12 protein-coding genes are annotated in these 15233 nt (G+C 34.6%); 10 read left to right on the top strand and 2 right to left on the bottom strand.

The window, feature by feature from the left end:
- Positions 1-248: 248 nt before the first annotated feature.
- Positions 249-2807, bottom strand: coding sequence for a type I DNA topoisomerase (gene topA, locus Q73A0000_RS13790; RefSeq protein ID WP_193811513.1), 2559 nt, complete (start codon positions 2805-2807; stop codon positions 249-251).
- 127 nt (positions 2808-2934) lie between these two features.
- On the opposite strand from topA, the gene Q73A0000_RS13785 reads away from it, so the two are divergent.
- The 8 genes from Q73A0000_RS13785 to Q73A0000_RS13750 all read left to right on the top strand — a co-directional run bounded on the left by Q73A0000_RS13785 (position 2935) and on the right by Q73A0000_RS13750 (position 10816).
- On the top strand, positions 2935-3426 hold the full coding sequence (locus Q73A0000_RS13785; RefSeq protein ID WP_193811512.1) for a DUF2062 domain-containing protein: 492 nt from the start codon (positions 2935-2937) through the stop codon (positions 3424-3426).
- A 71-nt stretch (positions 3427-3497) separates the two neighbouring features.
- Complete coding sequence (locus tag Q73A0000_RS13780) at positions 3498-4949, top strand: sensor histidine kinase (protein WP_193811511.1); 1452 nt, start codon at positions 3498-3500, stop codon at positions 4947-4949.
- A 92-nt stretch (positions 4950-5041) separates the two neighbouring features.
- Positions 5042-8542 (top strand): isoleucine--tRNA ligase, encoded by a 3501-nt coding sequence (gene ileS / locus Q73A0000_RS13775; RefSeq protein WP_193811510.1) that lies wholly within the window; start codon positions 5042-5044, stop codon positions 8540-8542.
- Positions 8543-8610: 68 nt separating this feature from the next.
- The gene (locus Q73A0000_RS13770; RefSeq protein ID WP_193811509.1) at positions 8611-8991 is read left to right on the top strand and encodes a TraR/DksA family transcriptional regulator; all 381 of its coding nucleotides are present in this window, start codon (positions 8611-8613) and stop codon (positions 8989-8991) included.
- A gap of 83 nt (positions 8992-9074) precedes the next feature.
- Positions 9075-9323 (top strand): DUF6576 domain-containing protein, encoded by a 249-nt coding sequence (locus tag Q73A0000_RS13765; RefSeq protein WP_193811508.1) that lies wholly within the window; start codon positions 9075-9077, stop codon positions 9321-9323.
- 2 nt (positions 9324-9325) lie between these two features.
- Positions 9326-9520 (top strand): DUF2683 family protein, encoded by a 195-nt coding sequence (locus tag Q73A0000_RS13760; protein ID WP_193811507.1) that lies wholly within the window; start codon positions 9326-9328, stop codon positions 9518-9520.
- Between the two features lie 2 nt (positions 9521-9522).
- Positions 9523-10161 (top strand): lipoprotein signal peptidase, encoded by a 639-nt coding sequence (locus Q73A0000_RS13755; RefSeq protein ID WP_193811506.1) that lies wholly within the window; start codon positions 9523-9525, stop codon positions 10159-10161.
- A gap of 28 nt (positions 10162-10189) precedes the next feature.
- Entirely contained in the window at positions 10190-10816 is a 627-nt protein-coding gene (locus Q73A0000_RS13750) for a vancomycin high temperature exclusion protein (RefSeq protein WP_244140746.1), read from the top strand.
- Between the two features lie 70 nt (positions 10817-10886).
- Here the strand turns inward: Q73A0000_RS13750 and Q73A0000_RS13745 are convergent, their stop codons facing one another.
- Positions 10887-12164, bottom strand: coding sequence for a T9SS type A sorting domain-containing protein (locus Q73A0000_RS13745; RefSeq protein WP_193811504.1), 1278 nt, complete (start codon positions 12162-12164; stop codon positions 10887-10889).
- A gap of 364 nt (positions 12165-12528) precedes the next feature.
- Here Q73A0000_RS13745 and Q73A0000_RS13740 point away from each other — a divergent pair, with 364 nt between their 5' ends.
- Both Q73A0000_RS13740 and Q73A0000_RS13735 read left to right on the top strand, forming a co-directional pair.
- Positions 12529-13965, top strand: coding sequence for a helix-turn-helix domain-containing protein (locus Q73A0000_RS13740; protein ID WP_193811503.1), 1437 nt, complete (start codon positions 12529-12531; stop codon positions 13963-13965).
- Between the two features lie 2 nt (positions 13966-13967).
- On the top strand, positions 13968-15092 hold the full coding sequence (locus Q73A0000_RS13735; RefSeq protein ID WP_193811502.1) for a tetratricopeptide repeat protein: 1125 nt from the start codon (positions 13968-13970) through the stop codon (positions 15090-15092).
- Positions 15093-15233: the final 141 nt, after the last annotated feature.

Below are 15233 nucleotides of genomic sequence, written 5' to 3'. Positions count from 1 at the left end.
ATTATAATTACAATAGACTTTCTACCCGAATTACATCAAAAAAATGAATGCAAGGAATAGTATTAAAAAAAATCATGTTTAAATTAAATACCATGAAAATTGCAGCTTTTAAGACGAATTCATCTACTAAAATCCCTTTTAAAATCCCCAAAAAACACGCTAACTTCATCCAAATCAGTTCATAATAAAAGAATCTTCAAATGACAAAGCATTTGAAGATTCTAATTTTTAAAAACAATTACTGTATTTTATTTCTTTTTCGGAGCTGCTTTTTTTGCAGGAGCTTTTTTAGCTGCAGGTTTCTTAGCCGCCGCTTTTTTAGGTTTCTCTTTAAAAGCATTTTTATCTTGCGCGGTAATCCAGTTCTTTACTTCTTCTAAAGAAACCTCTGCCAATTCCTCGACCGTATATTTTTCGTCTTTTTTCGTTTTTGGGATTTTAAAAATATTTTTTCCATGTTTTACGATTGGTCCCCATCTCGCATTTTCAATAGAAATTTTTTCTGCTTCCCATTGTTGAATATAACGGTTCGCTTCTTTTTCTAACTTCGCTTCGATCAATTCATTAATATCACTTTGGGAAAGGTTTTCAAAATCATAACGCTTCGGAACGTTAATGAAAATTGATTGATATTTAATAAAAGGTCCAAATCTTCCGGTTCCTTTTGTTACAGGTTCTCCTTTGAAAGTAGCAATAGGTGCATCGGCAATTTTCTTTTCGTTAATGATTTCTTCAGCTCTTTCCTGAGTAATCGAAAGTGGATCTTCACCTCGCGGAATGCTGATAAAAGCTTCACCCCATTTCACATAAGGTCCAAATCTCCCAACTCCAATCGTTACCGTTTGACCTTCAAAATCATTTAAATCAAATGGAATTTTAAATAACTCCAAGGCTTCTTCTAAAGTAATGGTTGCAATATTCTGACTCGCCATTAAACTTGCAAACACTGGTTTTTCCTCGTCATCTTGTTCTCCAATTTGCACCATTGGTCCAAATCTTCCAATTCTGGTCAAAACATTTTTTCCAGATTTTGGATCTACTCCTAAAATCCTTTCTCCATTCGCACGATCGGCATTTTCTTCAACATCAGCAATTCTCGGATGAAAATCTTTATAAAAACCTTGTAAAACATCTTTCCATTGTTCTTCGCCGTTTGCAATATGGTCAAAATCCTGCTCTACTTTTGCCGTAAATCCATAATCAAGGATTTCTGCAAAATTCTGAGTTAAGAATTCATTCACTACTTCTCCAATGTCAGTTGGGACGAATTTATTTTTATCTCCACCAAACTTTTCGGTCAACACTTCTTTTTTAAGATCGGTTTTCCCCAAAGTCATCTTCATGATTTCTCTTTCATGTGGAACGATTTCTCGTTTATCCACATACTCACGATTCTGAATCGTCTGAATAGTCGGCGCATAAGTTGAAGGTCTTCCGATCCCAAGTTCTTCAAGCTTTTTCACCAAACCTGCCTCCGTATATCTTGCAGAAGGACGTGAGAATTTCTCGGTCGCTTCAATTTTTTTATAATCTAATTCTTCACCAACAGCAACTTTCGGCAACAATTTTTCGTTGTTTTCTTCATCGTCATCTTCTGCTTTTACAATACCATAAGCTCTAAGGAAACCATCAAAAATGATTACTTCACCTTGCGCTTCAAAATGTTGTGGAAGTTTTGCATTTCCAATTTCAATAACTGTTTTTTCGATTTTAGCATTCGCCATTTGCGACGCCAAAGTTCTTTTATAAATTAACTGATACAATTTATTCAACTGCACATCACCAATAGTTTTCACAGAAAAATCAGTTGGACGAATCGCCTCGTGAGCTTCCTGCGCAGTCGCTGATTTAGTGGTGTAATTTCTTGGGTTAGAATAGGCTTCACCGTACTCTGACAGAATTTGTGCTTTTGCGCCGTTAATAGCTTCCTGAGAAAGATTCACGGAGTCGGTTCTCATATAAGTAATATATCCTTCCTCGTACAATCTTTGTGCAACTCTCATCGTAGCAGTTACGCCGTAACCTAACCTATTACTCGCTTCCTGCTGTAAAGTAGAAGTTGTAAAAGGTGCAGATGCGGTACGAGTTCCGGGTTTTGTTTCAACATTTAAAACTTTGAAGTCCGTATTTTTACATTGAGTTAAAAACTCTTCTGCTTGTTTTTCCTCTACAAAATCTTTCTTAAGTTTCGCAGTAATTTCCTGTTTTGCATTATTAAGAAAAACACCTTCTAATTTGAAAGTAGATTTTGGTTGAAAACCTCTGATTTCAAGTTCGCGTTCAACAACCAAACGGACCGCAACCGATTGAACTCGACCTGCTGAAAGTCCTGTTTTTACTTTTTTCCAAAGAACTGGCGACATTTCAAAACCTACAATTCTATCAAGAATTCTTCTTGCTTGTTGAGCGTTTACTAAATTCTGGTCAATCGTTCTTGGATTATCAATCGCTTTTAAAATCGCATTTTTAGTAATCTCATGAAATACAATTCTTCTTGTATTCTCCTCTTTTAGCTTTAGCTCTTGAGCCAAATGCCAGGCAATCGCCTCACCTTCCCGGTCCTCATCCGAAGCCAGCCAAACAATGTCTGCTTTCTTCACCGCTGCCTTCAACTCGGTTACCAGTTTCTTTTTATCTGCAGAAACTTCATAATCGGGCGTGAAAGTTTCCAGGTCGATTCCCATTCCTTTTTTAGGTAAATCCCGGATATGTCCGAAACTCGATTTCACGTCGAAATCTTTCCCTAAATATTTTTGAATCGTTTTGGCTTTTGCTGGTGATTCTACAATCACTAAGTTTTTTGACATCCTCGAAATTTTTGCAAAAGTAGAAGTTTTTTTTCAATACTGCGGTTTTGTCTTTTATTTCAGTGCCGTTTTACAGAAATTATAAAAGATAGAAAACACTTATATTTGTGGAAAGTTCTAAATCCCAGTGAAGAATTTCATTCAAAATACCATCCAAAGTCAAAAAATTTTCTACCGATATTTCCGCAGAAAAGGACTGAGAAGATTTTTGAAAGAAAACTTACTTGAAAGTGCTGGCAGCAATGAAAACAAAGCAAAATCGATTGCTCTGGGATTCTTTATTGGGCTCTCGCCATTCTGGGGATTTCATTCTTTTCTGGCGATTACGCTGGCGGTTTATTTTAAACTGAATAAACTGTTAACCTTTATGTCATCGCAGGTTACTTTCCCACCTTTAATTCCATTAATCATATTTTTATCAATGATTGTAGGCGCTCCTTTTGTGAGCAATACCACCAGTTTGGAAAACCAAAGTTTCGATTTTGAATTTATCAAAAATAATTTAACACAATATATTATAGGAAGTTTTATCTTAGCAATAAGTTGTTCGGTAATTTTCGGGTTTCTTTCTTATTTCATTCTTCAAAAGTTTCAACCTCAAAATAAAAAAATGAAATAAATCTATTTAAAAATGATACTTTTAATCATTAGAAATAATTTATAAAAGTTCTACAATTAATTCCTCCAAAAATGTTCGAAGCAATTAACAACATTATCGAGCGAGACACTTACGGCAGCATTCTTTATGCTGTTCTTGGCGGATTACTAATGTTATCAACTTATCACATGGTTTTGTTTTTTCAGAACCGTGACAAATCTTATTTACTTTATAGTTTTTATACTTTTTTTTCTTTCCTAGCCTATATTTCAGTTGCCGAAAGTGGTTTCCTATATGATCTTTCGAATTATCTCGATCTTGATTTTCGGTCGAAGCAACTTTTCACCATCATTTTCAATTGTCTGTATTTTTTATTCTTCGCACAGTTTCTGAAAGTAAAAAAGAAAAACAAAACCTGGCATAAAATAATAATATATCCTGCATTTGGTTTAATGGCAATTGCGACTTTTACTTTTCTAATACTTAAAGCCGGCTTTACAGATTTCTATTTTGAATACTTTGAAAATACATTTCCGTATCTCATTACTGCTCAAACAATAGTATCATTTTACATCCTTACTAAAGTTAAAAACAAACTTAAATATTACATTATTTTGGGTGGCATAATTCTATTCATTTGCTCCATTTTAGGAAATCATTCAGTTCGTCAATTACCTTTTTTAAATTTGACTTTAAGAATGGGTGACTTTATTTATTTCATGGGATTGCTGGTAGAAAATATTGCGTTTTCATTTGCACTGGGACGTCGTCAACGAATTAATTATCGCGAAAAAGTTGCTTATAATAGAAACCTCATTGCAGAAATGCAGAAAAATGATGAATTAAAGGATAAAATAAATATTGAAAATCAAAGACGTCTCGAGGTTGAAAACAAACAGATTAAATACCTGCAAGAAATTTCTGATTTAAAACTTTCTATTCTGCAAACTCAGATGAATCCTCATTTTATCTTTAATGCGCTTAATTCAATTAAATATTATATTTTAGAACATGACACCGAAAATGCGGTAAATTACCTAACTAAATTTTCTAAAATCATTCGAACAATATTGGTGTCCTCTACTGTGAAAGACTTTACTTTAGAACAAGAGTTACAAACAATAAAAGTATATGTAGATATTGAAAATTTACGTTTCAATAAAAAAATTGATTTCAATATTTTCATCGATGATCAAATTAATCCAGAAGATATTAAACTTCCGCCCATGGTTTTACAACCGTTCATAGAAAATGCTATTTTACACGGCGTCGCATTACTTGAAACTAAGAAAATCGACATACAGGTTTTATCCAAAAACGACCATATCGAAATACGAATCATCGATAATGGAGTGGGCAGAAAAGAAGCGGCAAAAAACAAAATTCGTCATCAAAACTCAAGCAAATCTTTAGGCACAAAAATCGCAGATGGAATGCTGAACAACTATTTTGGCTCCAACTATTACACAATCACTTACCTTGATTTGTATGAAAATGAGCAACCGGCTGGCACCACCGTTGTTTTAGAAATTCCGGCTCAGTGATTTTTAGCAAATTCTGTACGTCATAATTCCCCGAAAATCATTATATTCGCAACCTTAATTAATTAGGATAATTCTTATTGAACTGTTTGAAAATGAAGAAGTTTACCGAATATAAAAATCTCGATTTAACAGCCGTTGCCGAGAATATTACCCAGTTTTGGGAAAAAAATCAGACTTTTAAAAAATCCGTTGATATCCGCGAAGGTCAACCGGAATATGTATTCTATGAAGGCCCGCCTTCTGCCAACGGAATGCCCGGAATTCACCACGTGATGGCGAGAGCGCTGAAAGATATTTTCTGTCGCTACCAAACGCAAAACGGGAAACAGGTTTTTCGTAAAGCAGGTTGGGATACGCATGGTTTGCCAATTGAATTAGGCGTAGAAAAGGAATTGGGAATTACCAAAGAGGATATTGGAAAGACGATTTCTGTAGAAGATTATAACCAAGCTTGTCGCAACGCCGTAATGCGCTACACCGACGTTTGGAATGATCTGACCGAAAAAATTGGATATTGGGTAGATTTAGAAGATCCGTATATTACTTACGAACCAAAATACATGGAAACCGTTTGGTGGCTTTTGAAGCAACTTTACAACAAGGATTTAATGTACAAAGGTTACACGATTCAACCATATTCTCCGGCAGCAGGAACTGGTCTTTCTTCTCACGAATTGAATCAGCCCGGAACTTATCGGGATGTTTCTGACACGACTGTAGTTGCGCAATTTAAATTGAAACGCGCTCCTGAAAACGCAAGCGAAACCTGGAAAAAATTATCCGCGATTGCTTATCCGGAATCAAACATTGACACTTCTGAAATCGCTGGAGCCTCTTGTGGAGGCGCATTGCATTGGGAAGAATTCGAGGCTGAGAAACCAAAAGCAAATGTTTATTTTCTTGCCTGGACAACAACTCCATGGACTTTACCCTCAAACACCGCTTTAGCAGTTGGACGTGATATTGAATATGTTTTGGTGAAAACCTTTAACCAATATACTTTTGAACCGATCCACATTATTTTAGCGAGCGTACTTGTACAGAAGAATTTCGGTAAAAAATATTTTGAAGGAACAGACGAAGATTTCAAAAATTACAGTTCAGAAAATAAAACAATTCCTTATCAAGTTTTAATGGAATTTACCGGCGAAAAATTAGCCGGAACAGAATACAAACAATTAATTCCATGGTTTTTACCTGCTGAAAATGCAGACAAAGCATTCCGTGTGATTATCGGTGATTTTGTAACTACAGAAGATGGAACAGGAATCGTACATATCGCGCCAACTTTTGGTGCGGACGATTCGCGCGTTGCCAAAGAAAATGATATTCCGCCAATGTTGATCAAAGATGAGAACGACAATCTCGTTCCGTTGGTTGACTTGCAAGGCCGTTTTCTAAAAGGTGGAAATACACCGGAATTATTTGCGGAGAAATTCATTAAAAACGAATATTACGATAACGGAACCGCGCCTGAGAAATCTTGGGATGTAGAATTGGCAATTCTTTTAAAGACTGAAAACAAAGCCTTTAAAGTAGAAAAATACGTTCACAGTTATCCGCATTGTTGGAGAACTGACAAACCTGTTTTATATTATCCTTTGGATTCTTGGTTTGTTAAAATGACTGCGGTTAAAGATCGTTTGGTTGAATTAAATGAAACCATCAACTGGAAACCAAAATCAACCGGTGAAGGACGTTTTGCAAACTGGCTCGTTAACGTAAATGACTGGAATCTTTCCCGTTCAAGATATTGGGGAATTCCTTTACCAATCTGGCGTACGGAAGATTTGAAAGAAGAAATCATCATCGGATCTGTAGAAGAATTGATGACTGAAATCCAGAAATCAATGGAGGCTGGATTTATGTCTGAAAATCCTTTTGCGGCGTTTGAGGTTGGAAATATGTCGAAAGAAAATTATGCGAACATTGATTTGCATAAAAATATTGTTGATGAAATTATCTTAGTTTCAGCTTCAGGAAAACCGATGAATCGCGAATCTGATTTGATTGATGTTTGGTTTGATTCAGGCTCAATGCCTTATGCACAATTACATTATCCTTTTGAAAATAAGGAAATGATTGATTCAAATAAAGCATTCCCGGCAGATTTTATTGCAGAAGGAGTTGATCAAACACGTGGATGGTTTTATACTTTGCACGCAATTGCAACCTCGGTTTTCGATTCTGTGGCGTATAAAAATGTAATGTCGAATGGTTTGGTTTTGGACAAAAATGGCCAGAAAATGTCAAAACGTTTAGGAAACGCAGTTGATCCATTTACGACTTTAGAAAAATACGGTCCCGATGCAACGCGTTGGTACATGATTTCGAATGCGAATCCTTGGGAAAATTTAAAATTCGATTTGGAAGGAATTGATGAAGTTAGAAGAAAATTTTTCGGAACATTGTACAACACGTATTCATTCTTTGCTTTATATGCGAATGTTGACGGATTTACTTACGCTGAAAAAGACGTAGAAAACCGTCCGGAAATTGACCGTTGGATTTTATCAGAGCTCAATTTATTAGTAAAAGAGGTGACTTCTTTCTACGAAGATTACGAACCAACAAAAGTCGCCAGAGCCATTAATAATTTTGTTAATGATAATTTAAGCAACTGGTATGTAAGACTTTGCCGTAGAAGATTCTGGAAAGGAGATTATTCTGAAGATAAGATTTCTGCTTACCAAACTTTATATACGTGTTTAGAAACGGTAGCGAAAATTGCAGCGCCAATTGCGCCGTTCTTTATGGATCAATTGTATCAGGATTTGAATAAAATCACTGGAAAAAATGAGGCAGAATCAATTCACTTAACCGATTTCCCGAAAGCAAACGAAAGTTTGATCGATCAGGATTTGGTGGAGAAAACTCATTTAGCTCAGCAAATTACTTCGATGGTATTTTCATTAAGAAAGAAAGAAAACATCAAAGTAAGACAGCCACTTCAAAAAGTAATGATTCCTGTTTTAGATAAAAAAACGGAAGCGCAAATTTTAGCAGTTTCCGAATTGGTAAAACAAGAAGTAAACGTAAAAGAATTACAATTAATTAATGCTGATGAAGCTGCTCATTTAATTGTGAAACAGATTAAACCAAACTTTAAAACTTTGGGTGCACGACTTGGAAAAGACATGAAAACGGTTGCGGGAGAAATCACCAATTTTAAGGCTGACCAAATTTCAACGTTAGAAAAAGAAGGAAAAATGGAAATTCAAGGTTATGAAATTTCATTAGATGATGTTGAAATTTTCACGAAAGACATTCCAGGCTGGACGGTTACAAGTGAAGGTAAATTAACTGTGGCATTGGATTTGACTTTGACCGACGAATTAAAAGCGGAAGGAATTTCTAGAGAGTTCATCAACAGGGTTCAGAATTTAAGAAAGGAAAAAGAATTGGACTTAACTGACAGAATAACAATACGTTTAGAAAAGAACAGTCCTTTCGAAAAAGAAATCATCAACAATAAAGCATATATTTCAGCAGAAGTATTGTCAGATAGAATAGAAATTGTAAATTCACTTTCAAATTTTGATGAAATCGAGATCGATGAACTCAAGTTTAAAGTGGAAGTTCAAAAATTATAATGATTTAAAAAAAAATGTATTTTTCTTCTTTGGGAGCGATTTACATTAATTAAAAAAACACTAAAGCTATGGCAGAAGACAGACAAAAGTACGGCGACGCCGACTTACAAGAATTTAAAGAAGTTATTCAGGCAAAAATAGATAAAGCAGAAAAAGATTTAATGCTGATCAGAGAGAGTTTCATTAATGACCAAAATAATGGTACTGATGATACTTCGCCAACTTTCAAAGCTTTTGAAGAGGGTGCTGAAACGCTAAGTAAAGAGCAAAATTCTATTTTGGCAGGAAGACAGGAGAAATTTGTGCGTGATTTAAAAAACGCTTTAATCCGTATTCAAAACAAAACCTACGGCGTTTGTAGAGTGACTGGTAAATTGATTCCAAAAGATCGATTACTGGCAGTTCCACATGCGACGTTGAGCATAGAAGCGAAAAATATGCAACGATAAATTTATCCTGTAACATGAAATAATGTGCAAAGTATTAGGTATATTTTTATACAGAATACTTTGTGCATTTCTATTTTAAATTCATGAACACTATTCTCATACTACTTGCAGTTGCTGTTATTTTCATTTACTTTTTCCGAAAAGATATTACAGAAAAATTCAGTCCAACGAAAGAGAAAAACTACACTATTGACGATCAATACAACTCTGAAAGAAAAGATCGCGAAGATGAAGTGGATAAAATTTTAAGCAAAATGGGACCAAACGGATTGAAAGATCTATCACCGGAAGATAAAAAAAGACTAGACGAACTTTCAAAAAAAATAAAATAAAAATGGAATCACTCATTGTTCACCCAAAAAATCAAATGGAACTTAACGCGCTAAAAAGCGTAATGAAAGACATGGGTATTAAGTATGAAAAATTTCACACCAGAAATCATAATGCTGCTCCGAAATCTGAAGCAAGAACTCCTGAAAAAAAAGACAAACCAGCACGTAATTTTAAGGACAAACCAAAGAACGATTAGAAATGAAGAAAATAGCATTAATCACTTTCATCATTCTTTTAATCGATCAGATTTCTAAATTTTATATTAAAACGCATTTCAATTTAGGAGAAAGCGTTCCTGTATTTCCAGGTTTTAAATTGACTTTTGTAGAAAATCCAGGTATGGCTTACGGTTTCCATTTCGGTGGGTTAATCGGGAAATATTTTCTGGTAATTATCCGAGTATTTTTAATTGGCGGAATGGTTTACCTTTTCAGTAAATGGCTGAAAGAAGGTGCCAGCAATTATTTATTAATTCCAATGGCGATGATTTTCGCCGGAGCGATCGGTAACTTAATCGACGGAATGTTTTACGGAATGCTCTTCGACAGCGGAACTGTTTACGATGAAAGTATCGGGCGATGGATTGAATACGGCGGAATTTCTAAAGTTGTTCCTTTTGGTGAAGGCTACTCTACATTTATGAAAGGCTGCGTGGTTGACATGCTGCATTTCCCTTTAGTCGACTGGCATGTGCCACCAAGCTTTCCTTTAATTGGCGGCAAACATATCGAATTCTTTAAATACATTTTTAATGTAGCAGATTCTGCAATTACAGTTGGAGCTGTGTTATTATTGATTTTCAGAAAAAAAGCATTGCCAAATGGTTTAGATTTTTAAAAATGATAAAATGAGATTGATTAAAAATATGATTAAAATATTCCTGACGCTTATCGTGTTGGGAATTTTCTTTACTCTTTGGGCAAACCAAAAAATCGAAAATGCTACTGAAGATTATGTGACCTCGACTATTAATAAACTTCCAAAGGAGAAAGTGGGATTGGTTTTAGGAACTTCGAAAACCTTAAAAAATGGAAATAAGAATCTGTACTTTTCCTATAGAATCGATGCGGCGGTAGAATTATACAAAAGTGGAAAAATAAGCTACATCATTGTAAGTGGCGATAATTCTACAAAAAATTATAACGAGCCGGAAGATATGCAGAATGAACTAATTGCCAGAGGAATTCCGAAGACGAAAATATTTTTAGATTTTGCAGGACTTCGAACACTAGATTCCGTTGTTCGGGCAAAAGAAATTTTCGGACAAGACTCTTATATTATTATCTCACAGCGATTTCACAATGAAAGAGCCGTTTTTATCGCACAGAAAAAAGGAATTAAGGCATATGGCTACAATGCAAAAGATGTAAATAAACAGGCAGGCTTTAAGACTAATCTGCGTGAGTATTTTGCACGGACAAAGGTATTCTGGGATTTATTCTTTGGTGTTGATCCAAAATTCGGTGGTTCAAAAGTGGTAATTCCTCATTAATTAAAAATAAAAAAACCGTCGCAATGTTGCGACGATTCTCTTTAGTAAGTATGTGAATTTTAAAAATTCCTTATTTTTTAATCAACTTAACGCTTTCTGTTTGGTTACCCGTTTTCACTTTAACAACATAAGCGCCTTTCGTCAATTTAGAAACATCTAAACCTTCTTTCGAGATTGCCGTTGTAGAAAGTACTTTTTGTCCAACCATATTATAAACTTCAATGCTAGAAACTTTATTTGCGTTGTTGAAGTATAAAACATCTTGAGCCGGATTTGGATAAACGGTCATTTTTGTATTCTGTACGTTAGCAGTTGCAAGTCCACCTGCTGGAAGTTTAATTACAAATCCTCTGATATCATCATCAGTTCTACCAGCTCCAGTGATGTATTGTCCATTAGGTGAAATTGCCATTGGTAGCGCAAAAGTTATCCCAAGATCATCAAATCCTAAACTTGCAACATATTCGTTAAGGTTCATTCTTCCACCTTCTTTGGTATAGATGAAACCTTCGCCCATTACAGCCTGCCCATTCCAAGGTCTGAAATAACCAACTACCGTTTTACCATCATCAGTAATTGAAGATGCTGCACCGGAAAAATCTGGATCTGGATGAGTAATCATTGTATAACCTTCGGTCTCATTCCAAATAAATGGATTATCAAACGTAAAACCTACGATTGTTTTACCGTCTGGAGTTACAGAAACTGCTTCACCGGTATTCATCCCGTTGTCATCTTTAAGATAAGTTTGCACTCCATTTTTCCAATAAACTCCTTCTCGGTCTCCGTAATCATTATCTTGCCATCCAACTACTATGGTACCATCATCAGTAATTGAATTACCACGTGAACTTCTATTAGGCACTGTACTTCCTAAATCTACAACTCCACCAGCTTGAGTCCATTTTACAGCATGAGCATCTGATGGCGCTGGATAAGCCAGACCAACGATTGCACTACCATCACCCGTCATTCCCCAGGCAGAACTTACAGTCATATCAGACATTGCCCCAAGACCACCAAGGAAAGCCCAAGTACCGGTTGCAATTTCATATTTTGCCATTTCATCATAATTAGTTCCCGGATTCGTCATTGTTCCAGAGATAAATTTACCATCTGATGTAACATTGGTATATCCGGAGATATAATCACCACTTGTTAATTCACCTATTTCCAAAGTTCCAGCGTCTTCTGTCCAATAAAGATGAGCAGCATTCATAACATTTCCAGCGGCAACGCCGTTATTAGAAACATCGGTCATAAATACAAAACTCCCAGTATCATAAACCTGAGATTGCGCAAGATTGAATCCTGCTAAAAAAAGAGCTGCTACGTAAAGATTTTTCATAATAATATTTTGATTTTAAATTCAATCAAATCTAAAATATTATGAGCATCCAGAGTCGAACTTGTCTTGCATATTTCACGAAATTTAAAAATACAGACATCATAAAAACCTGCTAATCAATCAATAATAACACTTAGACTTAATAGATATTGTTTCTTAAAACACTACTTTAAATTAAATTTAGCGCAAAAAAAAGGCTCAATTTCTTATTTAAAATCCCGAAATTAAGTATGATAAAAAATTTATTTAATCTTAAAAAATAGAGTATTTTTGCTCAATGCGTATTTTTATAAAACCCTTTTTAATAATCCTTCTGAGCCTCAATTTTCTTTCCGCTCAGAGTCGTTCGGATTTTGAATTGCGTGTGGAAAACAGTTTTATAAAACTTTATGAAAATCCAGATGTTGCAATTCATGCTGCAAAAGAAGTTAGAAATGACGGAGGTGGCTGGTTTACCAAAGATATATTAACACGTGCCTATTTATTGAAAGGCGACTATTTATCATCCGTTCGGGATGCATTCGAAAAATCAACTCTGGAAAATGAAAATCAGGAATTACTGAGCGGGTTAATTATTGCCAGAGAGTTCTATTTTTTAAACCTTTATGAGCAAACTTCGAAAATAATTGAACCTCTACTTCAAGATACAAAGAGTACAGATAAAAAAGTTTCTAATGCCGTATATGCCAAATTATTTCAACTAAACACCAGAAATTTAATCGCTCTTAAAAAACTAGATGAAGCAGAAAAGAGTCTACTTAAAAGTTCTAATTTTGCTAAAAACAATAAAAATTCATTCGTTTTAATTTTAAAAGAAAATGAGTTTTTAAAAGCGACTATCGCCTTAGAAAAAGGAAACCGACCAGAAGCCCGAAAAATTGCAGATCGCCTTTTAAAAGATTTAAGCTCACTTCCACGTGCTACCTATTTATTTTCAGTAATTCAACAGTTTCGCGGTCAGTTATTTTTCGAAGAACAGCACTATGATCAAGCAATCGAATGTTTAAATAGTTCTTTAAATGCAATTGACAAAATTAATTACATCCCTTTAAAAAGTAGTATTTACGAAGATTTGGCCAAGAATTATTTGGTCATCAAAAACAATGAAGAGTTTGAACTGTACAAAAACAAATACAGAGAAACTTCAAAATTACTGGAGGAAGACAAAAAAGAAGCGCGGCTTGAACTCATTAAGCTCAGCACAGAATTATCTACTGAAAATAATAAAGTGATTCTTCATCAAAAGAAAATGCAACTTCGTTATATTATTGGAATTTCATTGTTGCTGGTTTTATTGATGGTTTACATTTTCATTCGGGAAGTTCAAAAAAGCAAAACTTTAATTAAACAAATTAAGTTTTTCAGAACAATCAATTTTAAACAAACCGAAGTTTCAAAAGAAGAAGTAAAAGCGAAAGAGCCTCTTAAGAAACAACTCATTATCCCAAAAGAAACGGAGAAAGAGATCCTAAATGGTTTACAGCAATTTGAACAGTCCAAAAAATATCTGGACAATAATATGTCGTTGCCAACTTTAGCTGGTGAGTTAAATACCAACACCAAATATCTTTCTGAAATTATTAATAAGTACAAAGACAAAAACTTCAATTCTTACATTAATGAATTGAGAATCAAATACATTATTCATTTATTATCGACCGACCGAAGTTACCTGCAATACAAGATTAGTTATATCGCAGAAATTGGAGGATTTACTTCTCACAGTGCTTTTACCAATATTTTCAAAGCAGTTACCGGCATGTCGCCACACGAATATATGCAAACTTTACGAAAAGATTAAACATGTCGCGAACTAAATTATTTCAACTTTTAATTTTACTGGCAACTACGGTGTTGATGGCACAAGGTAGCACAGAATCCTTGCGAACTAAAGTTTATGATCAACCTGATGAAACCATTTCTATTGCGCTAAAACTTCTTAAAAAGGAAAAAAAGGTAGATGAAGTTGCTCATCTTTATATGTTGATCTCTAACGCTTATATTGTCAAAAGGAACACTGACAGTTCTTTGTTTTACATTTTAAAAGCGGCTAACCTCATCAATACGGACGCGCTACCAACGACGAAAATTAAGATTCTGAATTCTATCGCAGTACAATATCAACAAATGGAATTGTATGATAAAGCGCTCGAAAGTCTGGACCAGGCACAAGTAATGACCGACAAGTTGCCAGCTGGCAATGAATACCAACTTTTTAACAGTGGCTTTATCAATGCGGTACGTGGTATGATCTATCGCAATCAGTCGAATCCAGATTTGGCTTTAGAAAAATTTAAACTAGCAGCCCAAAATTTTCACAAACTAAAATTCGATAAAAAATCTTCTGCCAACTTAAGCATAATCTATTATAATATTGGAAATTGCTTCATTGATTTATCACAATTTCAAAAAGCAATTTCATATTTTAAAGACGCTGAAAAATACGCCTTACTATTTAAAGCCAATAGTTTAGAAGCTTATGCACTGAAAGGTCAAGGCGAAAGTTTATTTCTGATGCATCAATATGATGAGTCACTTCGAGCACTATACAAAGCAGAGCAACTTGGCGAACCAAGTGGTGATTTGGTTTTGAATGAAGGAATCTTTAAACTTTTAGCAAATAACAATTTGGCTATTAATGACTTTAAAAAATTTCAAGATTATAACAGTAAATATTTAGATGTCCAAAAAAAATTGGAACAAAATGAATTAAAATCACTGAACAGATATTTGAACACTCAGAATTTGGAGCAGCACGAAATTAATTCTAAAGTTCGAAAAGAATATGGTGGTTACCAATGGATTGCGGTAATCTCTGCGTTTGTTTTACTTGCATTTTTATTCATCATCATTTATAAGTTAAGGAAAAAGAATCGACGACAAAAAAAAATTATCGAAAAACTGACTAAATCTAAAGTAGCTCTTTAATACCAAAAATTTTGACTTGTCGAAAGTTGGCTTAGAAAACATAAAGAAAAAAGGGCTTGCACACTAACTGTACAAGCCCTTTTTATTGATATGAATATTTTCAGTGAACTCCAAATGTGCCGGATAATTCACTTTTACATA

The sequence above is a fragment of the Kaistella flava (ex Peng et al. 2021) genome (assembly GCF_015191005.1).
GTDB classification, from domain to species: Bacteria; Bacteroidota; Bacteroidia; order Flavobacteriales; family Weeksellaceae; genus Kaistella; species Kaistella flava.
The sequence above is the reverse complement of the archived record's forward strand: the minus strand, read 5'-3'. Positions and strand labels throughout refer to the sequence as shown.

Coding starts and splice junctions, on each gene's coding strand:
- topA (WP_193811513.1), bottom strand. CDS start 2,807: ATGTCAAAAAACTTAGTGATTGTAGAATCACCAGCAAAAGCCAAAACG.
- Q73A0000_RS13780 (WP_193811511.1), top strand. CDS start 3,498: ATGTTCGAAGCAATTAACAACATTATCGAGCGAGACACTTACGGCAGC.
- ileS (WP_193811510.1), top strand. CDS start 5,042: ATGAAGAAGTTTACCGAATATAAAAATCTCGATTTAACAGCCGTTGCC.
- Q73A0000_RS13770 (WP_193811509.1), top strand. CDS start 8,611: ATGGCAGAAGACAGACAAAAGTACGGCGACGCCGACTTACAAGAATTT.
- Q73A0000_RS13765 (WP_193811508.1), top strand. CDS start 9,075: ATGAACACTATTCTCATACTACTTGCAGTTGCTGTTATTTTCATTTAC.
- Q73A0000_RS13760 (WP_193811507.1), top strand. CDS start 9,326: ATGGAATCACTCATTGTTCACCCAAAAAATCAAATGGAACTTAACGCG.
- Q73A0000_RS13755 (WP_193811506.1), top strand. CDS start 9,523: ATGAAGAAAATAGCATTAATCACTTTCATCATTCTTTTAATCGATCAG.
- Q73A0000_RS13750 (WP_244140746.1), top strand. CDS start 10,190: ATGATTAAAATATTCCTGACGCTTATCGTGTTGGGAATTTTCTTTACT.
- Q73A0000_RS13745 (WP_193811504.1), bottom strand. CDS start 12,164: ATGAAAAATCTTTACGTAGCAGCTCTTTTTTTAGCAGGATTCAATCTT.
- Q73A0000_RS13735 (WP_193811502.1), top strand. CDS start 13,968: ATGTCGCGAACTAAATTATTTCAACTTTTAATTTTACTGGCAACTACG.